We start from the raw sequence: 20,719 nt of genomic DNA on the forward strand, positions 1-20,719 counted from the left end.
TTGTCATGCCCGAATCAACGACGATCCGGCCTCGGTCCAAGCTTTTCTCGCGCTCCGGGCTCTTCCGGCGCAAGTCCTTCGAGGGGCCTGACGAGGCCGGCCCCGGTGGGCTTCCGCGCACGATGGGCCTCTGGCAGCTGGTCTCGCTCAGTCTCGGCGGCCTGGTCGGCGCCGGCGTCTTCTCGCTGGCAGGGGTGGTCGCGAACCAGCAGGCCGGGCCCGGCGTGATGATCTCGTTCCTGATCGCGATCATCGCCAGCTCGGCGGCGGCCCTGTGCTACGCCGAATTCGCCGGGCTCATCCCGCGTGCCGGATCCGCGTACACCTACTCCTATGCGGCGCTGGGGGAGGTCGCGGGCTGGCTGATCGGCTGGGATCTGTTGCTGGAGTACACCGCGATCGTCGCCGTGGTCGCCATCGCGGTGTCCGGCTACCTTTCCTACGTCGTGGAGCAGGTCGGCCTGGACCTGCCGTCGTGGATGCTCGGGGCGCCGGGAACCGGGCCAGGACACCGCGTCGACCTGTTCGCCGCGCTGCTGTGCCTGCTGCTGGCGTTCGTCCTTTCCCGTGGCAGCAAGCAATCCGCGCGGTTCGAGACGGCGCTGGTGGTGATCAAGCTGGCGATCGTGGCACTGGTCGTGGTGGCCGGTGCGTTCCACATCTCGGCGGGGAACTTCAGCCCGTTCCTGCCCTATGGCATCGGCGGCGCGGTCGCGGGCGCGGCGACGACGTTCTTCGCGGTGTACGGCTACGACGCGATGACGGCCGCCGCGGAGGAGAGCGTCGAGGCGAAACGGTTGCTGCCCAAGGCGATCATCGTGTCGCTCGCCATCGCGGCGGTGATCTACCTGCTGGTGTCCATCGTGCTGGTGGGCATGCAACGCTACGACCAGATCGACGTGCACAGCCCGTTTTCGAGCGCGCTGGCCGCGGTCGGGCTGGCCGGGCTGGGCACGGTCGTCGCGGTCGGCGGCATTCTCGGGATCACCACGTCGGCGTTCGCGAACATGCTGGCGGTGTCACGGATCTGGTTCGCGATGAGCCGGGACGGCCTGCTGCCGCGGTACTTCGCCCGCACCCACCCCCGGCGCAGGGTGCCGACGCGGGTGATCTGGCCGGTCGGGATCGGCTCGGCGGTGATCGCGGGCTTCCTGCCGATCAAGGAGGCCGCGGATCTGACGAACATCGGGATCCTGGCCGCGTTCATCGTCGTCTCGATCGCGGTGGTGGTGCTGCGGCGCACCCGGCCGGATCTGCCGCGCTCGTTCCGCACGCCGTGGGTCCCGTTCGTGCCGCTGGTCGGGGTGGCGTTCGCGGTGTGGCTGATCGCGAACCTGGACGCGCTGACCTGGCTGCGGTTCGCGGCCTGGATGGTGCTCGGGCTGGTGGTGTACGCCGTGTTCGGATTCCGGAACTCGGTGGAGAACCCGGAGAGGAAGGAAGTATGAAGGAGATCGAGCGGGCGGCGGAGATCGCGGGCGCGTGGGCCGCGGTGCCGCCGACGACGCGAGCGGAGGTGATCACCGGGGTCGCCGACGCGCTGGACGCGGCGGGACCGTCCCTGATCGAGATCGCCGACGCCGAAACCAGGCTGGGGACCGCACGGCTGTCCGGTGAACTGGCCAGGACGACGTTCCAGCTGCGGCTGCTCGCGGCCCGGAGCGGTACGTACTACGACGTCCGGATCGACCGCGCCGACCCGTCGTGGCCACCCGGGCCGCGCCCGGAGCTGCGTCGTTATCGGACCGCGGTGGGGCCGGTGCTGGTGTTCGCCGCGAGCAACTTCCCGTTCGCGTTCAGTGTGGCGGGCGGGGACACGGCGTCGGCGTGGGTGGCCGGGTGCCCGGTGGTGGTCAAGGCGCATCCAGGACATCCGGAGTTGTCCCGCCGGACGGCGGCGATCATCGGCGAAGCCCTCGGCCCATGGGGCGACATTTTCGGCCTCGTCGAAGGAGAATCCGTCGGTGTGGAGGCATTGCGTCACCCGGCGATCGCGGCTGCGGCCTTCACCGGATCGGTGGCGGGCGGGCTCGCCCTGGCGCGGATCGCCGCCGAACGTCCGGTCCCGATCCCGTTCCACGGCGAGCTCGGCAGCGTCAACCCGGTGATCGTCCTGCCGGGTGCCGCGCGCTCCGAAGACCTGGCGGCGGGCTACGCCGGCTCGCTGACCTTGGGCAACGGTCAGTTCTGCACGAACCCGGGCCTGGTGTTCGTGCCGTCGGAGAGCCCGTTCGTCGAGCTCGTCGCCGAACGGCTGCGCGGGATCCCGGCCGCGCCGTTCCTGAACGACCGGATCGCGTCGGGCTTCGACGCGGGTGCGGAGCGGCTGACCGGCATCCCGGGGATGCGCGAGGTCGTCGCCGGTCCTGGACCTCGGCTGCTGGAGATCGACCTGGCCGACTTCGGGCCTGAAGCGGCCGAAGAGTGCTTCGGCCCGCTGGGCGTCGTCGTCCGGTACTCGCGGCTTTCCGATGTCCTGCCGGTGCTGTCGGCGTTGCCCGGCCAGCTCACGACGACGGTGCACGCGCTGCCCGAAGAGTCCTCCGAGGTCGAGGCGCTGCGGCCGGTGCTGGCCGACCGCAGCGGGCGGATCCTGTGGGGCGGCTGGCCGACCGGGGTCGCGGTGACCGCCGCGATGCAGCACGGCGGACCGTTCCCGGCGACGACCTCTCCGGCGTCGACGTCGGTCGGGACGGCGGCGGTGGAGCGCTTCCTGCGTCCGGTGTCCTATCAGGACTGGCCTTCGCACCTGCTGCCGGAGCCGTTGCGGGACGACAACCCTTGGGACGTGCCGCAACACTTCTCGTGAGTGGTGAGGGCGGTTAGGGCCAACCTTGTCGTATGTGTCTGCAGGCGTGATTCGCGTGATCAGGGGCGTAACTCGCGTGACTGGATGCCGAACTCGCGTGTTACGCCCCTGATCACGCGAATCACGGCTTCGATCACGTGAGTGCGGTGCCAGATTCTCGTGAGCGGCTGGTGGATCGCTCGCACTCGGCGCACACCAAAGCCACGTCGGCGGCGGTAGTGAAGGCCTCCTTCCCTACCTTCAGAGTAGGAAAGGAGGCCTTCACGGACAGCGCAGGGTGACCGCCATAAGTCAGGCCGAGACGACGGTTCCGCCCTGCACCACGTACCGGAACTTCTCCGGCTCCGCCAGCACGCCGATGTCCTCCAGCGGATCCCGGTCGACGACCACCAGATCCGCGTGCGCGCCCGGCGCGAGCGTGCCGATCTCGCCGGTCAGGTTCAGCAGGTCCGCCGCCGTCGACGTCGCGGAGCGGATCACCTCCAGCGCGGACTGGACCTCGCCGCGCAACCGGAACTCGTGGTTCTGGTGCCGGTGCATCCCGCCGAGGAGATCGCTGCCGTACACCAGTTTCACCCCGCCTCGCGCGGCCCGCTCCAAAGCCGCCATACCCGCGCCGAGCACCTCGTCGACCTTGCGCCAGCTGGATTCCGGCAGTCCGTGCTCGCGCCCCTCCTCCTTCAGCGCCCAGTACGTCACCAGGGTCGGCACGAGGTACGCGTCGTGCCGGAGGAACAGCTCGACACTCAGGTCGTCGATCAGGTTGCCGTGTTCGATCGACCGGACGCCGAGCTCCAGCGCGCGGTTCACCGCGCGGGCGGTGTACGCGTGGGCGGCGACGTAACGGTTGGCCGACTCCGCCTCCTCGACGATGGCGCGCAACTCCTCGGCGGAGTACTGCGTCGAGTCGATCCGGTCGGTGGGGGAGGCGACGCCGCCGGAGGCCATCACCTTGATGTGGTGCGCTCCCTTGCGCAGTTCGTCGCGCGCCGCCGCGCGGACCGCGTCGACCCCGTCGGCGACCCGGCCGAGACCGGCGCAGCACGGGTGGTCTTCGCTGGTGTTGGCGCCGCGCGTCCGGCTGTCGCCGTGCCCGCCGGTCTGGCTCAGCGCGCGGCCGCAGAACAGCAGACGCGGCCCGCGGAACAAACCTTCGGCCTGCGCGTCGGCGAGACCGTAGTCGGCGCCGGAAGCGTCACGGACGGTCGTGAAGCCACGGTCCAGCATCCGGCTCATGGTGCGGGCACTGTGCGCGGCCACGTAGGACGGTGACGACGCGGGCAGCGACCCCAGATCCGCGGTCGACGCGGTGACGTGCACATGGGCGTCGACGAGCCCGGGCAGCACGAACGCCCCGCGCAGGTCCTCGGTCCGCGCGTCGCCCGCGGTGAGGCCGGCGCCGACTTCGACGATCCGGCCGTCGGCGCACCGCAGGTCGCCCTCGGTGTACTCGCCGGTGACCGGGTCGAGCAGGCGGGCGTCGCGCAGCAGCAGCGATCCGTTCATCGGGTCTCCTCCAGGAGTTCGCGCAGGGCCGGGACCGCCAACGGTGCCAGAGATCGCGCCACCGCGACGGAATCGTCGTCGTAGTGACCTTCCGCGTCGAGGAGGTTGAGGACGCCGAGGGTGCGGCCGTCGTCCACCACCGGCACGTTGATCACCGCGCCGCAACCGAGACTGTCGATGAGTTCGTGGTCGGCGAAGATCTCCCGCACCGCCGCGCTGTCCGGCCCGAAGTACGGCTCCTGGCCGGTGATGCACCGGTCCAGCCAGCCGGCGGCGACCTCGACGGTCTTCTCGCCGCCGACCGGGTATTCGACCGGGTGGCTGCTGTGCACTCGCCGCAGCGCCCGCCGTTCGGGCACCCAGGCCAGCACGGTGAACAGCCGTACGCCGATCGTGGCTCGGGTCTTGTCCTCCACAGTGGACAGCGACACGGTCACTTCGTCATCTCCTTCGCGGTTTTCACGGGCGCGCCGTGTTCGGTCAGTTCTTCCAGGGACCGGCCGGCGGTGGACAGGCCGAACACGACCACGCACACCACCCCGGCCGCCAGGACGGCGGTGGTGAGGCCGAAGACGCCCGCGAAGCCGAGGCTCGCGGCGGACAGGCCGATGATCGTCGGGGCCAGGATGCTGCCGACCCGGCCGAACGCGCTGGACAGCCCGGTGCCGCTGGCGCGGATCCAGGTCGGGAAGACCTCGGGTGTGTAGGAGTACACGCCGGCGTACGTGCCGTTGAGGAAGAACGACAGCACCGCCCCGGCGAGGGTGATCGACCACGGCGCGTCCATCTGGCTCAGCCAGAACGCGCTCACCGCCGACCCGGCGAGGTACAACGCGATGGTGTGCTTGCGGTCGAGCCGTTCCGACAGCCACGCGGCGGAGAAGTACCCGGGGATCTGCGCCAGGTAGATGATGATCGAGAACTCGAAGCTCTTGGTCACCGTGATACCGCGCTCGACGAGCAGCGTCGGGATCCACGAGAAGAAGCCGTAGTAGGAGAACGTGATCACGAACCACACGGTCCAGATCACCGCGGTGCGGCGGGCCATCGCCGGGCTCCACAGGAACTTCAACGCGCTGAGCAGATTGACCTTGGGGGTCTCCGTCGCGGGCTGCGCCTCGGCCTCGGCGACGGCCGGAAGTGCTTGCCCCGTCGCCTTTTCGACGTCCCGCTCCAGTTTCGTGACGATCTTCTCCGCCTCGGCGTGCCGCCCGTTCGCAACGAGGAACCTCGGTGATTCCGGCAGGGATCGGCGCCACCACAGCAGCATGACGATCGGCAGCGCGGTGATCAGCTGGGCGACCCGCCAGCCTTCCGGCACCGTCGGGACGACGAACCGGCCGATCAGCGCGGCCATGACGAATCCGAACGAGAAGAACCCGGCCAGCGCGCCGACGAACCAGCCGCGGCGTTTGGCGGGGACGAATTCCGACAGGAACGGCGCGATGATCGCGCTTTCGGCGCCCGCACCCGCCCCGGCCAGCACCCGCGCGCCCAGGAAGACCTCGTAATTCGGGGAGAAGGCCGCGACCACCGAGAACACCGCGTAGAAGGCCAGCGCGTACATCATGACCTTCTTGCGGCCGATGCGGTCGCCCAGCAGGCCGGCGGCGATCGCGCCGAAGAGGAAGCCGAACGGCGTCGCCGAACCGATCAGCCCGAGCTGGCCGTTGTCGAGGCCCCAGGCGGCTTTCGCGCTGGGCAGGAGGAAGGCGACGACGGCGGAGTCCATGCCGTCGAAGGTGTAGCCGAGCCCGCCGATGAGCAGGAGTTTGTAATGGGGACGGCTCAGCGGGAGCCGGTCCAGTCGGGCCAGAAGCGTCATGGGGAACGCCTTCCGTGGTTCGGGCGACGAGGAGTGCGGACAACGTATACTGCGTTTCGGCAAAACTGCAATGGTTGTTGCAAGTGGTTCGACGGGCACGATGCGTTACCGTGACGCGGTCGAGGGAGGGTGTGCGTGACAGAGACGGGAACCGACGACGGTTTCGAGGCATGGCTGCGGGATCGGACACCGGAACGCGGCCTGCGGCCGAAGTCGGCCGCGGTGCTCGAAGTGCTGGTCTCGCAACCGCGCCGGGCGTCGTTCGGCTCGACGGCCGAGCTCGCCCAGCTCGCCGGGGTCAACGTCGCCACCGTCACCCGGACGGCGCAGGCGCTCGGGTTCGCCGGATGGCCGGCGCTGCAACAGGAGTTGCGGGCGAGGTACATGTCGTCGCTGAGCGCGCCGCAGGTGGCGGAGGAACATCGGGACGTCGACTCGCCGGGTTCCGCGTCGTTGCGCCGGGATCTCGACAGTCTCGCCCTGCTCAACCGGCGGTTCGCCGAGGACGAGATCCGCCAGGTCGCCGAGGCCGTCGCGGGGGCGCGCCGCACGGTCGTCATCGCCGACGGCAGTTACGCCGCGGTCGGGATCGCCTTCGCGCACAACGCCCGGCTCGCCGGGTACGACGTCCACGCGATCACCGCGGGCGACGCCGAACTCGCCAACGCCACGGCGAAGCTCTCCTCCGAAGACGTGCTCATCGCGATCAGTTTCTGGCGCCTGTACGAAAGCACCGTGCTGGCCGCGAACGAGGCGAAGGCCAGGGGAGCGCGCGCGTTCGCCATCACCGACGCGGCGAGTCCCGCGCTGGCGGGCGCCGTCGAACAGGTGCTGATGGTGCCGGCCGAAGGCGTGACCTTCTTCCCGTCGCTGACCGCGGGGATGAGCCTGGTGCAGGCGATCGTCGCGCAACTGGCCGCCGTCGACCCGGTCCGCACCGGTGAGTCGATCGAGGCGGCCGAGGCCATGTGGTCGCGGTTCGACCTGCTGCACCGCCGCCCGGGGTCGGCCGATCGGACAGTGCCGAAAAGGCCGACCGGCGGAGGCGTCTCCGCCGGATGACCGATCCGCCGCCCCCTGCCGGGAGGCGATCCTGGTTCCAGGCCGCCGGAACAGGCGGCACGGGATCGAGGAGGACGAAATGACCATCATCGCGACTTTGGGTGCCTACGCCGGGCTCGCTCTGCTGGCGCTGATGGCGGCGACGCCGCTGCTGGTCGAACTCGACCAGCGGTTCCCGGTCATCCGCCGGGTGAAGGCGGCCGAACGGGAACGCCCGATGCCCGCCGGACTCGCTTCGGCGTGACGCAGAGCACAGGGACTACCTCACGTGAGTGATTCGCGCTCCGCCAATTCGTAACTTTGTGTCGCGTCATGAAACGCTCTGTGACGTGACCGTGGATTTCTGCACCAACGCCCAGCCCTCCGACGCCTTCGCGGAGTTCCGAAGGAACGTCGACGAACTGACCCAGGCGTTCATCGACGCCTGCCGTCAGGGCCGTACGCCGGGCGATGCTTCTCTCGACCTGCTGCAGCGGGTTCATCGCGAAGACCGCAACTGGGTCGTCGTGCATCTGACCTTCGCCATCGCGGCGCTCGCGCATCAGCGAACGCTGTCGCCCGCCGACGCCGTCACCCGGCCAGGTGGCGTGACGGGTGCGCCGGAGCGCGCGTTGTTAGCTTCCGCGAGTGACTGATCCGACCATCTCCGCGGTCATCGCGGTGTTCGCGGGTTTCGTGCTCGCGGGCTTCCTAGCCGTCCCGTACATCGCCGCGAGTTACCGGCGCCGCGGTGAACTCGGGCTCTGGCGGGTCCTGCTGGTGTTCGGGTTCCTGGTCTACGCCATGTCGCTGTGGACGTACACCTTGCTCCCCATCCCGGAGACGACGACGTGCGCCGGGCACGTGGCCGGTCATCTGCAGTTGCGCCCGTTCCAATTCGTCGCCGACATCCGCCGTGAACAGACCGGCACGGGCCTGCGGGCGTTCCTGCGTAATCCGGCCGTCCAGCAGACGGTGTTCAACGTCGCCTTGTTCGTGCCGCTGGGGATGTTCGTCCGGCACCTGTTCCGGCGGGGTTTCCTCACCACCGTCGCCGTCGGTTTCGCGGTCTCTCTGTTCATCGAATGCACCCAGCTGACCGGGGTCTGGTTCCTGTTCGAATGCCCGTACCGGCTGGCCGACGTCGACGACCTGCTGACCAACACCCTCGGCGCCGCCGTCGGATTCGGGCTCGCCCCGCTACTGCGGCTGCTTCCGGGGAACGAACCGTCCGCGCCGCCCGGGACACCGCGGCCGGTCACGGCGCGCCGCCGCTTGCTCGGGATGGCCGTCGACGTCGTGTCCGTCATCCTGCTCGGCACCACGGTCGGGATCGTGACGACGCTGCTCGTGGGTGAACCGAGCACCGTCGTCACCGCGCTGATCGGCACCTTCCTGCCCGCGCTGCTCCTGCTGTTCGTCATCCCGGTCGCGGGCAACGGCGCCAGCTTCGGCCAGCGCGTCGTGTTGCTGCGCCCCACCCGCCCGGACGGCGGGAAGCCTTCGCTGTGGCGGATGATCGTGCGATTCCTGACCGGGTCCGGGGGCTACTTCACGTTGCTCACGTTGGCGTCGGTGGTCAACGGCGGTTTCGAGCCGCTGGCCAACCTGCTGTTCTTCGCCAGCGGAATCCTCGCGATCCGGCCCGAAGGCCACCAAGGACTTTCCGGACTGGTCGCGGGCCTGCGGATGGCCGACGTGCGGGCGTTCGACGACCGGGAGGTGCCGAGTCTCGTGAGTGGCAAGGACGGTTAGGGCCGGGGTTGCGAAAGCCACTTTCGCAACGTCTGATGTCCCGAAAGTGGCTTTCGCGACCCCGGGCGCCGGCGGCGAGGCGGTCGGCGCGGAAGAGCGACCGGGGTGAAGGCCCCCTTCACAGCATTAGACGCGGCGACCGGCGTTTCTTGTTGCCGGGTGCCGACGTTGAACGTTGCGAAAGCCACTTTCGCAACGTCGAGGGTTGCGAAAGTGGCTTTCGCAACGTCGGTTGTGGCCGGATGCGACGAGGTTCGCCACCCGATCGGGTCGACCCTGCCGTTCCCGCGAGTCATTCCCCCTGGCAGGAGGCGCGGGCCGGAACACTCGCCCGGTGAACGTGGAGTCGATGGACGACGTGGCCGACTGCCTGCTGTCGGTGGCCTGGAACATCTTCCCGTTGATGGGGAAACCTCCCGCGAGCCCGGGGAACCGGACGGAGGAGATCCGGACCCTGCTCGTCGACGCCTGTCACGACGCCGGGATGCGGGCCCGCGAATGGGCCGCGGCGCACGGAGCTGGAACCGAAGAAGAACGCCGTCCCTTCCTGCGTCTCGCGGAGATCGGGACCGACGCGAACCTGTTCCTGGGCATGGTTTCCGGCACGCTGGTCGCCGATCCCGAACGGCTGCGCCGCCGCTGGGCCGAGATCGAGACGCTCGTCATCGAGGCGGGAGAACTCGCCACGCTGATCGAGGGGCGACCGGACAACCGGCCGCCCCTCGCCGCGGGAGATCAGTCCTTTTCCAGCTTCAGGTCGTAGCGGTCGAGCACCTCCTTGACGGGCTGGAAGAACGTGGTGCCGCCTTCACTGCAGTCACCGGAGCCGCCCGACGTCATGCCCTGGGCCTGCACCAGTTTCGTGCCGGAGCCCGACGAAGGACGGCTGACGAACGAACCACCGGAGTCGCCGGGCTCGGCGCAGGCGTCGGTCTGGGTGAGGCCTCGTACGACGTTCCCGTTGCCGTAATTCACTGTCTGGTCGAGCGCTTCGACCCGCCCGCAGTGCCAATGGGTGGTGATCCCGGACCGGCAGACCCGGCCGCCGACGCCGACCACGTCCGCGCCTTCGATCCGCACGTCGGACCCGTCCTCGTAGCGGTCGACCCGGGGCGGGGTCGAGACGTCGGAATGCGTCACCTCGACCGTCCCGTAGTCGTTGCCGGGGAAGGACGACCTCGCGACCTTGCCGATCGTGCCGCCGACGCCGCGCACGGTGCCGCCGAGTTCCGTGCAGTGGCCCGCGGTGATCACGTAATGATCGTCGTCGTCGTAGGCGTTGAACCCGACCGAACACGCGCCACCGCTGAAGTACAGCCCCTGCCCGCCGACCACACTCCACAACGGCCGCGGCGCGCTCTTCACGTGCTCCACCCGAACCGGCACGCCCGCGGAGTCGGCCCACGCCCGGCCCGCGGGGTCGCCGCCCACCACGCTCACGACGACCTCGTTCGCGGGCACGTCGACGTACCAGCCGGCGACCGACCCGGGTAACCCCTCGGTTCTGTTGTCCAAAGTGGACTGGATCTGCTTCAGTTCGGCCGCGCTGTGCTTGAGCACCTTCGGAATCGCGCCCGCGGCGCGGATCCCGGCCGACCGGCGCCCGTCGGTGGTGCCGACGACCAGTTCGCCGGTCGTGGTGTCCAGCCAGGTACCGGCGAACGCGGTGCCGAGCGAAGTGCCGAGTTTCTGCTGCGCGGCGGCCAAAGTAGCCGGTCCGGTCGCTTCGTTCAGCGCGGATGTCGCCGCCGAAGCCGGGGTCGCGAAGGCGGTGACGGCCGCGGCGGCGCCGATCAGCACGGTCAAGGTGCGCAGGGGGTGTCGGATCACGAATACCTCCAGGGAATCCAGTGCGGGAAACGCTCCTCATTCGACGTTACGACAGGGGACACCGGGCGAATGCCGCCATTTGAGTAGCACTGCGAATTCGCCTTTCCGGCTCAATGGAATGGGCACTCCTCACTCTTGTGAGTGGAAACTGCACGATTTACCGTCCCCGATTCCCTGACCGGCCAACGACTGAAAGCGACGTGCGTACGTCCGTTCGGGAAAGCGGCGGTCAAGGCCGGAAACGTGGATCACCTGATGGTGTCGGCGCTGAACCCGTTCGTCCGCATCGGTGACGAACGCGTTTCTTTCACCAGCAGGAAACGAGGCCCGCCGTGAACATCAGGCCGACGGTGAGCACGGGCGGGGCGAACAGGGCCAGCGTCCCGCCCGCGACGGCCCGCACCCGTTCCGGGAATCGAGCGGGCTCGCTCGGATGCCGCGCCAGCCAGCGCAGCCGGAGCGCGGTGTCGCCGCCGGTGGCCTGGATCGACAACAGGGCCGACCGCACGGTCTCCGGTCCGTGCCCGGCTGCGGCCGCCCGGTCGGCGGCCAGTTCGACGAGCAGCCGGACCGCGCCGGGGAGTTCGCGCATGAGCGGGACGAACCGCAACGTGCGGCCGAGTGTCTCGGCGCAACCGGCCAGGAAGTGATGCCTGCCGCGCAGATGAGCGCGTTCGTGGGCCAGCACCGCGGCCAATTCACGGGACGACAGCCTTCCGGCCAGGCCCTCGCTGGCGACGATCAGGCCGTCGCGGCCGCCGAGGCTGTAGGCGATCGGACGATCGTCGGGCAGCCACAGGGTCGGTCCCGGTCGCGCGCCGGACAGCCGGAGCACGTCGAGATGGCGCCGGTGCAGCAGCGTGCTGCGTTTCCGCCGCCGGGCGGTGGACAGCGTGAGCCGGGCCGCCGCGATGGCGAGCGCGGTGGCGGCGAAGGTCCCGGCGACCGGATCGAGGCCCGGAAGGCCGCTGTGGCCGACGGCCGCCCAGCATTCGTGGAGGAGCCGGGTGATGGCCCCGGCCGGCCCGTGGTCCGGCAGGACGAGGAGCAGGACGGCGCCGAGTGTGCCGGCGACGACGCCTGCCGCGGTCAGCAGCCACCACGCGAGCGCCGTGCCGGGGCTGATCCCGCCGGCGGTCAGCCTGCCCAGCAGCCGGGGTGAGAACCAGCCGGTCACCACCACGCCGAACAGGAGTACCGCCGCGAGGATCATCGCTTGCCGGGCTTCCGTCGCAGGGCCCGCCGCAGGATGTCGGACTCCTCCTCGGTGACCGAGCGCGCGAAATGCAGCAGCACGGACTCCCGGTCTTCCGAAGCGTCGAGGAGTTCGCGGAGGCTTTGCGCGGTGGCTTCCTCGCGGGTCGCCACGGCGCGGTAGCGGTACGCGCGATTCTCCATTTCGCGTTCGACCCATTCCTTGCGGTGCAGGTTGTCCAGCACGGTCATCACCGTGGTGTAGGCGAGGTCGCGATTCCGGTTGATCGCCTCGAGGACCTGGCGCACCCGCAAGGGTTCCGCCGCGTCCCAGAGCACGTCCATCACCGACGCTTCGAGCTCGCCCAGCCGTTGCATGACACCTCCGCCGGGAAGGATACTGTGCCGCCTCCGCTCAGCCGACGATGCGCCGCGCGCCCATCAGGTGGCCGTCGCCCTTGACCGAACGGACGTCGACGAGCTGGCCCTCGGTCGGCGCGTCGACCATCTTGCCGCTGCCGACGTATATGCCGACGTGGTGGATGGCGCCGGGATTGCCGGTGCCGTCGTCGTAGAAGACGAGGTCGCCGGGGACGAGCGCGTCCAGCGGGACGGGCTTCCCCACGGTGTACTGCTGACGGCTGGTGCGCGGGAGGGAGATGCCCGCCTGCTTGTACGCCCACGACGTCAGGCCGGAACAGTCGAATTCGCTCGGGCCGGTCGCGCCCCATTCGTACTGCGAACCGCGTTTGGACAGCGCCGCCTGCAGCGCGTCGTTCGCGGCGCCGGGCGGGCCGAGATAGGAGCCCTTGTCCTGGACCTTGCCGAGTTTCGCCTTGTCCGCGGCCGGCAGTTCGCCGAGCGCCTGCCGCACCTTGGCGATCTGGTCGTCGAGGTCCTTCTTGCGGGTGCGGACCTGCTCCAGTGCCACCGTCGCGTCGTTGGCCGCGAGCTGGGCCGTTTCCCGCGCGTCCGCCGCCGTGGCGCGTGCCGCCTGTGCCTTCCCGAGCGCGTCACGGAGGCCGTTCAACGCCTTGGCCTTCTCGTCGGCCAGGACCGACAGCGCCGAGGAACGGTCGAGGAACTCCTGCCTGCTGCCGCTGTCGAGCAGCAGGACGGCGTTGCCGAGCCGTTCGCCGCTCATCGCGGACCGCGCGATCACCTCGACCTGGGGCCGGAAGCGATCGATCGCCGACTGGGCCAGCGTGAGGTCTCCGTCGGCCCGGCCGAGGGCCGCCGTCGCCTGGTCACGCTCGGTCTCACGGGTCTTCAACCGGTCCTGGGATTCCTGCAGGTCCTCGTCGGCCTTGGCCGCTTGGGCGCCGAGTTCCTGATAGCGCCGCATCGGATCCTGGCCGTCCGGGGCCGGTTGCGCGCTCGCGGGGAGCGCGCCGAAGCCGAGGAGCATGAGGGCGGCGGTGGCGGCGAGGGGATGTCGCGACGAGCGCCGATAGGGGGTCACGGGTACCGAATCTCCTGTCGAGCAGGGTTCAACTATCGCGCTTAGTAGTACGGGGACGGTTGTGAGTGCCCGGTGAAGTCCTACTAAGACGGCTAGTACTAAGTCCCATGGGAGGTTTGCTACGGTGGGAACCGTGAGTGTCTCTCCGGCTACTCTTCGTCGACTCGTGGTGGCCTTGCTGCTGCTGCTGGTCGTGGCGGGGTCGGGAACCGCCGTCTGCCTCGACGGGCACGTCGAGGCAGACGCCACGTCGGCTTCGCATGACTGCCCGCGCGAGGGACACGCGCACCCCGGCTCGCTCTCCGCCCTCGCCGTGCGGAGCGAGGAATCTCCCTCCACGCCGGACCTTCCATCTCCGGTGCCGCGTGTGCTTTCACCTGTGCCGCAAGAGAAGACGCGTCTGCTTTCCGCCGGCTGGAGCGGACACCGGACACTCGTCGAGCTGTGCGTTTCGCGGACGTGACGGACCTCGCGCCGTCGTTGTCCTGCCCGCACCGCACAGAAAGACGAATCCTCGATGAACGCTGTCCTGCCCCGGCACGCGGCCCTGGCCGTCGGCAACACGCCCGTGCTCTGGATCGACGAACGACTCACCGGCTCCGGTAAGGGTTTCTGGGCCAAACTGGAGGGTTTCAACCCCGGTGGCATGAAGGATCGCCCCGCGTTGCACATGGTGGCCGCGGCCAAGGCCCGAGGCGAGCTGGCCGACGGCGCGACGATCGTCGAGTCGACCAGCGGGACGCTCGGGCTCGGGCTCGCGCTGGCCGGGATCGTCCACGGGCATCCGGTCACGCTCGTCACCGATCCCGGCATGGAACCGATCGTGCGGCGGATGCTCACCGCGCACGGCACCCGCGTCGACCTCGTCACCGAACCCCATCCGGTGGGCGGCTGGCAGCAGGCGCGCCGCGACCGGGTCCGGCGGGTGCTGGCGGAACAGCCCGGTTCGTGGTGCCCCGACCAGTACCACAACCCGGACAACGTCGACGCGTACGCGGGCTTGGCCGAGGAACTGGCCGCGCAACTGGGCCGGATCGACATGTTGGTGTGCTCGGTCGGCACCGGCGGGCATTCGGCCGGGACCTTCCGCGCGCTCCGGCGGTATTCCCCGCACCTGCGCCTGATCGGCGTGGACACCGTCGGATCGACGATCTTCGGCCAGCCCGCCACCTCGCGGCTCATGCGCGGGCTCGGGTCGAGCATCCATCCGCGCAACGTCGACTACGACGCGTTCGAGGAGGTCCATTGGGTCGCTCCGGCCGAAGCGGTGTGGACCTGCCGCCGTCTAGCCGCCGCCCAGTACGCGACCGGCGGCTGGAGCGTCGGCGCGGTCGCCCTCGTGGCCGCCTGGCTGGCGCGCACGCACGATCCGGACGTGCGGATCGTCGCGATCTTCCCGGATGGCCCCCAGCGCTACTTCGACACCGTCTACAACGACGAGTACTGCGCGGGCCACGGGTTGCTCGACGTGGTCCCGGCGAGGGAACCGGACGTCATCGGCCACCCCGGCGAACGTGTGGTGGAACGCTGGACCCGGTGCCGCACGATCGTGGATCCCGCGCGGTGACCGGGTTCGCGGAGCGGTTCCGGTCGTTCGACCGGCCCAGCAAGGTGCTGATGGTCAACCAGTTCACCATCAACGTCGGGTTCTACATGCTGATGCCGTACCTGGCGGGCTACCTCGCGGGCCCGCTGGGGCTGGCGGGCTGGGCCGTCGGCCTGGTGCTGGGCATCCGCAACTTCTCGCAGCAGGGCATGTTCCTGGTCGGGGGCACGCTGGCCGACCGGTTCGGCTACAAACCGCTCATCGTCGCCGGATGCGTGCTGAGGACGGCGGGGTTCGCGTTGTTGAGCGTGACTTCGTCGCTGCCGTCGCTGATCGTCGCGTCCGCGGCCACCGGTTTCGCCGGGGCGCTGTTCAATCCGGCGGTGCGCGCCTATCTCGCCGCGGACGCGGGGGAGCGGCGGCTCGAGGCCTTCTCGGTGTTCAACGTGTTCTACCAGGGCGGGATCCTCGCCGGGCCGGTGGTCGGGCTCGCGCTCACCGCCGTCGACTTCCGGCTGACCTGCCTGGTCGCCGCCGCGGTTTTCGGCGTGCTGACCGTGGTGCAGGTGCGGGCACTGCCCGCGCACGACAACGGACGGGACCGCTCGTCGGTCTGGTCGGATTGGCGCGTCGTCGTGGCAAACCGGTCGTTCCTGCTCTTCGCGCTGGTCATGATCGGCTCGTACGTGCTGTCCTTCCAGACCTATCTGGCGCTTCCGATGGAGGCACGGCGGATCACCGGATCGGAGACGTCGGCGACCGTGCTCATCGCCGGGCTGTTCGTGATCTCGGGCGGCCTCGCGATCGCCGGGCAGCTCAAGATCACGGCCTGGTTCGAGGACCGGTGGCCGCCCGGCATCTGCCTGGCCATGGGCATGACGTTCATGGCCGCGGCCTTCGTCGCGCCGCTGGCCGTCGCCAGGGCGGCCCCGGTCGTCGCGGGAGCCGGACTGCTCGTCTCCGCGGCCCTGCTGGCCGTGGGAACGGTCGTCGTCTTCCCGTTCGAAATGGACACCGTCGTGCGGCTCTCCGGCGACCGGCTCGTCGCCACGCATTACGGCTTCTACAACACGATCGTCGGCGTGGGCATCCTCCTCGGCAACCTGTTCACCGGCACCGTTTTCGACCTCGCGCGCCGGGCCGGTTTCCCGGAGTTCCCGTGGCTCGCCCTGACGGTGATCGGGGCCGTCTGCGCCTTCGGGTTGCGTGGTCTCGACCGGAGCCGCCTTCAGACGAGTGTCGTCCAGTAACTCCAGAACGCCTGCAGGACCGCGACGGTGATGGCGGCGTACCAGCCCACGAGCACCACGCTGTGGTACCGGACCGCCGCCCTCACCTCCGGTCCTTTGTGGAGGTTGTGCAGGGTCGTGTACCAGAAGACGGCGATGGTGACCGCCCACACGGCCATGCAGTAGGGGCACAGCGCGCCGATGACGTACAGGCTCTGGACCATCAGCCAGTGCACGAACACGACACCGAGTGCCGAACCGATCTGGAGGCCCAGCCAGTACCACCGGGGCAGCCGTGCTCCGCCGAGCAAGGCGACCCCGGTCGTGACCACGACACCGAATCCGGCGATCCCCAGCAACGGATTGGGGAAGCCGAACAGTTCCGCCTGCGGCGTCTTCATGATCGAGCCGCAGCTGAGGACCGGGTTGATACTGCAGGTCGGGATGTAGGAGAAGTCCTTCAGCAGCCGGATCTTCTCGATGGTGAGCACGAACGAGGCCAGCAGGCCGATCGCGCCGCCGACGACCAGCACCCATGGCGTCACGCGGACGGCGAACGGCTTCACTTCGCCAGTTCCCGGTCGATGACCGCCTTGAGGCCCTGATAGGACGGTGCCCCCGAGAACTTCACGCCGTTGACGAAGAACGTCGGTGTGCCCTCGACGCCGATGTTCGCCCCGTCGGTGCGGTCGGCGATCACCCGGCCGAGCGTGACCTGGTCGTCCAGCGCGGTCTCGAAGGCCTTCAGGTCGAGGCCCAGCTGCCGCGCGAAGCCGAGGAAGGTTTCGCGATGGGAGACCTGCTGGTCGCCCCATTCCGGCTGCTTCTCGAACATCAGGCGGTACATCGGTTCGAGCTTGCCCTGTTTGCCGGCCGCTTCCACGGCGCGGGCCGCGAGCTCGGCGTTCCGGTGGCTGGGAATGGGGAAGTAGCGCATGACGAAGGTGACCCGGTCGCCGTACTCGGCGCGGAGCCGCTCGACGCCGGGGAACGCGGCCCCGCATGCCTCGCATTCGAGGTCGAGGAACTCCACGACGGTCACCTTGCTGCCCGGCGGGTCGGAGAGCCGGTGGCTGTCCGGCCGGACGAGGATCGACGCGGGCACCACCGGGGGCGCGTCCGCCTGCGCGGCTGGGGTGTCTTCACCGAGATTGGTGAAGACGAGCAACGCGGCCACCACCGCGATCACGACGGCCACGACCGTCAGGGAAACCTTGGTGTTCTTGGTCATTCTGTTGTGTCCTTGGCTTGGTTCCGGCAACTGGAAACGGCAGAGGCTATGCCGGATCAGGTACGGGAAACGCAGAGCCGGACAAGGGGTGGAGTGCTCGAAGAACACCTCGCCGGTGAGGTCGGCGGCACTCCAGCCTGACGGTGCCGATGGTGCCGGACGAGCAGGAAGAGCACGGCGAGCAGCGCCAGGCCGATACCCGCGAGGTCGTCGAGGTGATTGTCCGTGACGGGCTGCTCCGCCGGGCTCAGCCGGGACGTCGCCGGCTCGCATTCGTCGGCCGGGCCGGTGACGTGCGTCGCTTCGGCGGCGAACAGGGGAGCGCAGGGTGAACCGGCCGCCGCGGCGCCGTCACTGCACAGCGCGCCTTGCAGCAGGGCGACGGCGGTGAGCACGGCCAACACGGCGAAAAGCCGCGCCGTCGTCCTCACTGTCCCTCTGCCGGTCACGCGAACAGGGTAAAGGTGACCTTGTAAAGCCGAGGCGAACCCGGACAAAACGACCTACAGTGGTCGGCGATCCCGAGTGGAAGGACGTGCTGTGCCGAGGTTCAAGGATGTCTACGCTGTTCTGCCGGTGTCGGACCATGCCGCCGCGGTCGCCTGGTACGAGCGCTGGATCGGGCGGCGACCCGACACCGAACCGATGGAAGGCGTCGCGGAGTGGCGGATCGCCGGCAGCGCGGGCATCCAGGTCGCCCACGACCCGGAACCCGCGGGCAAGAGCACCGTGGTCATCGTCGTCGAAGACATCGACGAGACCGTCGGCGACCTCGCGGAGCGCGGCGTGGAATGCGGCCCGGTCCAGGACTTCGGTTTCGTCAAGTTGACGGAGATCGTGGATCCGGACGGCAACAAGGTCACCTTCGTCTGGGAGAACCCGTCGCCGGAGTGATCGGGCCAATTCTTTCCGGAAAATGACGGCATCGCGCTTGCCGTTGCCCGTGGCGGGCGGCCGATGGTCCGATTCCCTCCGTCATCGACACTGGAGGGAATCCCATGAAGCATCCGAGGCGCAAGGCTTTCGCGCTGGCACTGCTCGTCCCGCTCGCCGCTCTCGTCGCGGTGCCCAGCGCGGAGGCGGCGACCGAACGCACGATCAAGGTCGTCACCTACAACGTGGGCGACGCGGGCGGGCTCAAGGCCGACCTCGTCCGTCTCCTCGAGACCGAACGGCCCGCCGTCCTGGGGCTGCAGGAGGTCGCCGACCGCGAGGACGTCGTGCGGGAGGCCGCCGCGGCGACCGGCTATGTCGCCATCTACGAGACGGACCGCCGCGCGATCAAGCACAACGCCATCCTGGTGCGCGGCAACATGAACATCACCGGCCACGGCGCGGGCGAGATCTCACCCGCGTCCAAAGTGGACCCGTCCACGCCCGGTACCGGCCCCGCCGAGCCCGGTGACTGCGGCTGCTGGGTGCCGCCCAAGTACGTGAACTGGGTGCGGGTGGGAGGCGCCGGCTTCGAGTGGGTCGTCGGCGTCGTGCATCTGACCCCGTCCGCGCAGCGGTTCGAGCTCAACCGCGAACTGCACAACCTGCAGGTCCGCAACACCGCGGACTGGTTCTCCTCGCGGGTGGCCGAACCGATCGTCATGGGCGACTTCAACGCGGAGCCGGGTTCGGACCTCATGGCCGGGATGCGGCGCGTGGCCGATTCCTACAGCGCGCCGAGTCACGGCGACAGGTCCATCGACCACGTGTGGGCGAAGAAAGACTCGACCGGGTCCGCAGTGGACGCTCTCGGCGGCTACGGGAGCGACCACCGCCCGGTGCGCGCCCGGGTGACGGTGACCCGATGATGCGGCGTGCCCTGATCGCCCTCCTGTGCGGCGTCGGCCTCCTGACGGCCGGGCCGAGCGCCACAGCCGAAACCGGGCCCCGCGACGAGTCGCTGGACTTCCGGTTCCCGGCGGCGGATCTGATGCGGATACCGGAGACGAACACCTACGTCGCGGTCGGTGCGAGCGTCCCCGGCAAGAAGCTTCCGTACACGAAGGTCGAGTTCAGCGGTGGAACCTTCCAGCGCCGGGGCGCTGTCGACGGCGACGCCTGGGACGGCGTCACGTTCCCCGCGGGCTATTGGGCGAGACCGGACTCTCCACTGTGGACACCGGCCCTGTTCGCTCATCAGGAGGACGGCCGCGTCGTCTACTACGTTTTCTACAGCGCGGCACTTCCCGGCCCCGAGCCCGCCGGACAGGCGAAGCACTGCATCGGCTACGCGACCTCGTTGCGTGCCACGGGCGGTTTCGTCGCCAACGCGGATCCGCTGTTCTGCCCTGATCGCGGATGGGCGATCGACGCCGACGTGAGCAGGGGACAGGGCGAGGTGTGGCTGACCCTCCGCAACGGGGCTTGGACGCAAGACCGCGTCACCGCCCTCGGTGCCGCCAAACTGGAGTTCGACCGGCCCCGCCACGTGCGGCGGATAGCGGAAGCCGACGCGAAGAAGCTCATCGACAACGCGAACCTCGAGTGGACACACCACAACAGCCCGTCCGACGACGTTCTCACGATCGAGAATCCCAACGCCGTCCGCATCGACGGGGACTGGTATCTCTTCTATTCGGGGAACAACTGGTACGCGAACCGGTACTCCACCGGCGTCGCCTACTGCGGCGCCGCGCTGACGGACAACCGGTGCACCCCGATGGCCGGACAGCGCGCGTACTTCTCCTACGAGCCGGACCCGGACGGAGAGCCGCGGTTCCGGCCGGGCCTGCCGGACAAGTTCCGCAAGAAGAACCTGCCGGGCAACAAACGGGGTCCCGGCGCCTTCAACGCTTTCCAGGCGCCGGACGGGTCTTGGTGGGCTTCGTGGAACTACATCACCGACGCCAGCCCGTTGCCGCAGGAGGATCCCTCGCCGGAACGGCGGAGCCGGATCGCTCGATTGACGAAAACCGGGAGCGGGGCGACGGCCGAGTTCAGCGTGAGCTGGTGACCAGGCGAAATCGGGTCTCCGCGGCCGGGGTGCCGCGGAGACCCGCCCTGAGTTCCGCATGATTGATCTCCGGAGCCTGGGGTAATCGCCTCCTGCCGGCGTCCAGCCGGCCGCGACGCCAAACGGAGTGAAGAACCATGACGCACGCCATCGAAGATCCCCAGTCGTCGACCGAACGGGTGACGGTGCCGGAACCACGCGGCGAGACGGATGCCTTGGAGGAAACGGCGCTCGATCTCGAGCCGACCATCGTCCTCGGCCGGGAGTGACGGACGGCCGCACTGGGCGAAGAACGCGCGCCGAGCCCCCGGTACAACCGGTTGATCGACCCCGTCACCTCTTGA

The 20,719-nt window shown here is 69.3% G+C and carries 23 protein-coding genes; 13 read left to right on the plus strand and 10 right to left on the minus strand.

What is annotated here, in order from left to right; all coding sequences use genetic code 11:
- Positions 1 to 5: 5 nt before the first annotated feature.
- On the plus strand, positions 6 to 1,448 hold the full coding sequence (locus AVR91_RS35200) for an amino acid permease (protein ID WP_063275260.1): 1,443 nt from the start codon (positions 6 to 8) through the stop codon (positions 1,446 to 1,448).
- Positions 1,445 to 2,809, plus strand: coding sequence for an aldehyde dehydrogenase (NADP(+)) (locus tag AVR91_RS35205; RefSeq protein WP_063275259.1), 1,365 nt, complete (start codon positions 1,445 to 1,447; stop codon positions 2,807 to 2,809). Before AVR91_RS35200 ends, AVR91_RS35205 begins: the two co-directional genes overlap by 4 nt.
- 291 nt (positions 2,810 to 3,100) lie before the next feature.
- Here the strand turns inward: AVR91_RS35205 and AVR91_RS35210 are convergent, their stop codons facing one another.
- The 3 genes from AVR91_RS35210 to AVR91_RS35220 are packed head-to-tail and all read right to left on the minus strand — an operon-like array spanning position 3,101 to position 6,140.
- Positions 3,101 to 4,315: a metal-dependent hydrolase family protein gene (locus AVR91_RS35210; RefSeq protein ID WP_063275258.1), complete on the minus strand. Its 1,215-nt coding sequence runs from the start codon at positions 4,313 to 4,315 to the stop codon at positions 3,101 to 3,103.
- Complete coding sequence (locus AVR91_RS35215; protein ID WP_063275257.1) at positions 4,312 to 4,752, minus strand: GAF domain-containing protein; 441 nt, start codon at positions 4,750 to 4,752, stop codon at positions 4,312 to 4,314. Before AVR91_RS35215 ends, AVR91_RS35210 begins: the two co-directional genes overlap by 4 nt.
- The gene (locus tag AVR91_RS35220) at positions 4,749 to 6,140 is read right to left on the minus strand and encodes an MFS transporter (protein ID WP_063275256.1); all 1,392 of its coding nucleotides are present in this window, start codon (positions 6,138 to 6,140) and stop codon (positions 4,749 to 4,751) included. The genes AVR91_RS35215 and AVR91_RS35220 overlap by 4 nt, the downstream gene beginning before the upstream one ends.
- A 135-nt stretch (positions 6,141 to 6,275) precedes the next feature.
- Between AVR91_RS35220 and AVR91_RS35225 the strand changes: the two genes are divergently transcribed.
- From AVR91_RS35225 to AVR91_RS35240, 5 genes are all read left to right on the plus strand, one after another.
- Positions 6,276 to 7,202, plus strand: coding sequence for a MurR/RpiR family transcriptional regulator (locus AVR91_RS35225; RefSeq protein ID WP_037337104.1), 927 nt, complete (start codon positions 6,276 to 6,278; stop codon positions 7,200 to 7,202).
- A 79-nt stretch (positions 7,203 to 7,281) separates the two neighbouring features.
- On the plus strand, positions 7,282 to 7,446 hold the full coding sequence (locus AVR91_RS43225) for a hypothetical protein (protein WP_158077419.1): 165 nt from the start codon (positions 7,282 to 7,284) through the stop codon (positions 7,444 to 7,446).
- 85 nt (positions 7,447 to 7,531) lie between these two features.
- Positions 7,532 to 7,837: a hypothetical protein gene (locus AVR91_RS35230; RefSeq protein ID WP_016333979.1), complete on the plus strand. Its 306-nt coding sequence runs from the start codon at positions 7,532 to 7,534 to the stop codon at positions 7,835 to 7,837.
- Positions 7,830 to 8,936 carry a VanZ family protein gene (locus AVR91_RS35235; protein ID WP_063275255.1) on the plus strand — a complete coding sequence of 369 codons (1,107 nt, stop codon included), beginning with the start codon at positions 7,830 to 7,832 and terminating at the stop codon, positions 8,934 to 8,936. Before AVR91_RS35230 ends, AVR91_RS35235 begins: the two co-directional genes overlap by 8 nt.
- A gap of 349 nt (positions 8,937 to 9,285) precedes the next feature.
- Positions 9,286 to 9,699 (plus strand): hypothetical protein, encoded by a 414-nt coding sequence (locus AVR91_RS35240; RefSeq protein WP_228709429.1) that lies wholly within the window; start codon positions 9,286 to 9,288, stop codon positions 9,697 to 9,699.
- Here the strand turns inward: AVR91_RS35240 and AVR91_RS35245 are convergent.
- The 4 genes from AVR91_RS35245 to AVR91_RS35260 all read right to left on the minus strand — a co-directional run bounded on the left by AVR91_RS35245 (position 9,672) and on the right by AVR91_RS35260 (position 13,422).
- Positions 9,672 to 10,766: a S1 family peptidase gene (locus tag AVR91_RS35245; RefSeq protein WP_063275253.1), complete on the minus strand. Its 1,095-nt coding sequence runs from the start codon at positions 10,764 to 10,766 to the stop codon at positions 9,672 to 9,674. The two genes, AVR91_RS35240 and AVR91_RS35245, sit on opposite strands and share 28 nt — an antisense overlap.
- Before the next feature lie 307 nt (positions 10,767 to 11,073).
- Complete coding sequence (locus tag AVR91_RS35250; protein WP_063275252.1) at positions 11,074 to 11,979, minus strand: M56 family metallopeptidase; 906 nt, start codon at positions 11,977 to 11,979, stop codon at positions 11,074 to 11,076.
- A complete protein-coding gene (locus AVR91_RS35255; protein ID WP_038514248.1) occupies positions 11,976 to 12,338 on the minus strand; it encodes a BlaI/MecI/CopY family transcriptional regulator in 363 nt (120 codons plus the stop codon). The genes AVR91_RS35250 and AVR91_RS35255 overlap by 4 nt, the downstream gene beginning before the upstream one ends.
- A 37-nt stretch (positions 12,339 to 12,375) precedes the next feature.
- Positions 12,376 to 13,422: a C40 family peptidase gene (locus AVR91_RS35260; protein WP_063275251.1), complete on the minus strand. Its 1,047-nt coding sequence runs from the start codon at positions 13,420 to 13,422 to the stop codon at positions 12,376 to 12,378.
- 517 nt (positions 13,423 to 13,939) lie between these two features.
- On the opposite strand from AVR91_RS35260, the gene AVR91_RS35270 reads away from it, so the two are divergent.
- Positions 13,940 to 14,989 (plus strand): PLP-dependent cysteine synthase family protein, encoded by a 1,050-nt coding sequence (locus AVR91_RS35270; protein ID WP_063275250.1) that lies wholly within the window; start codon positions 13,940 to 13,942, stop codon positions 14,987 to 14,989.
- Entirely contained in the window at positions 14,986 to 16,218 is a 1,233-nt protein-coding gene (locus AVR91_RS35275; protein ID WP_211282811.1) for an MDR family MFS transporter, read from the plus strand. The genes AVR91_RS35270 and AVR91_RS35275 overlap by 4 nt, the downstream gene beginning before the upstream one ends.
- Here the strand turns inward: AVR91_RS35275 and AVR91_RS35280 are convergent.
- The 3 genes from AVR91_RS35280 to AVR91_RS35290 are packed head-to-tail and all read right to left on the minus strand — an operon-like array spanning position 16,197 to position 17,877.
- Entirely contained in the window at positions 16,197 to 16,763 is a 567-nt protein-coding gene (locus AVR91_RS35280) for a vitamin K epoxide reductase family protein (protein ID WP_063275249.1), read from the minus strand. The genes AVR91_RS35275 and AVR91_RS35280 overlap by 22 nt on opposite strands.
- Positions 16,760 to 17,428, minus strand: a complete 669-nt coding sequence (locus AVR91_RS35285) for a DsbA family protein (protein WP_063275248.1) — start codon at positions 17,426 to 17,428, stop codon at positions 16,760 to 16,762. Before AVR91_RS35285 ends, AVR91_RS35280 begins: the two co-directional genes overlap by 4 nt.
- A gap of 56 nt (positions 17,429 to 17,484) precedes the next feature.
- Positions 17,485 to 17,877: a hypothetical protein gene (locus AVR91_RS35290; RefSeq protein ID WP_228708290.1), complete on the minus strand. Its 393-nt coding sequence runs from the start codon at positions 17,875 to 17,877 to the stop codon at positions 17,485 to 17,487.
- 91 nt (positions 17,878 to 17,968) lie between these two features.
- Here AVR91_RS35290 and AVR91_RS35295 point away from each other — a divergent pair, with 91 nt between their 5' ends.
- The 4 genes from AVR91_RS35295 (at position 17,969) to AVR91_RS44360 (ending at position 20,644) form a co-directional block, all read left to right on the plus strand.
- Positions 17,969 to 18,322: a VOC family protein gene (locus AVR91_RS35295; RefSeq protein ID WP_063275246.1), complete on the plus strand. Its 354-nt coding sequence runs from the start codon at positions 17,969 to 17,971 to the stop codon at positions 18,320 to 18,322.
- 104 nt (positions 18,323 to 18,426) lie between these two features.
- Positions 18,427 to 19,230, plus strand: coding sequence for an endonuclease/exonuclease/phosphatase family protein (locus tag AVR91_RS35300; RefSeq protein ID WP_063275245.1), 804 nt, complete (start codon positions 18,427 to 18,429; stop codon positions 19,228 to 19,230).
- Positions 19,227 to 20,375, plus strand: coding sequence for a family 43 glycosylhydrolase (locus AVR91_RS35305; RefSeq protein ID WP_083737854.1), 1,149 nt, complete (start codon positions 19,227 to 19,229; stop codon positions 20,373 to 20,375). The genes AVR91_RS35300 and AVR91_RS35305 overlap by 4 nt, the downstream gene beginning before the upstream one ends.
- A gap of 137 nt (positions 20,376 to 20,512) precedes the next feature.
- Positions 20,513 to 20,644, plus strand: coding sequence for a hypothetical protein (locus tag AVR91_RS44360; protein ID WP_255431566.1), 132 nt, complete (start codon positions 20,513 to 20,515; stop codon positions 20,642 to 20,644).
- The last annotated feature ends 75 nt before the right edge of the window (positions 20,645 to 20,719 follow it).

Source organism: Amycolatopsis keratiniphila subsp. keratiniphila (genome assembly GCF_001620365.2).
GTDB lineage: Bacteria > Actinomycetota > Actinomycetes > Mycobacteriales > Pseudonocardiaceae > Amycolatopsis > Amycolatopsis keratiniphila.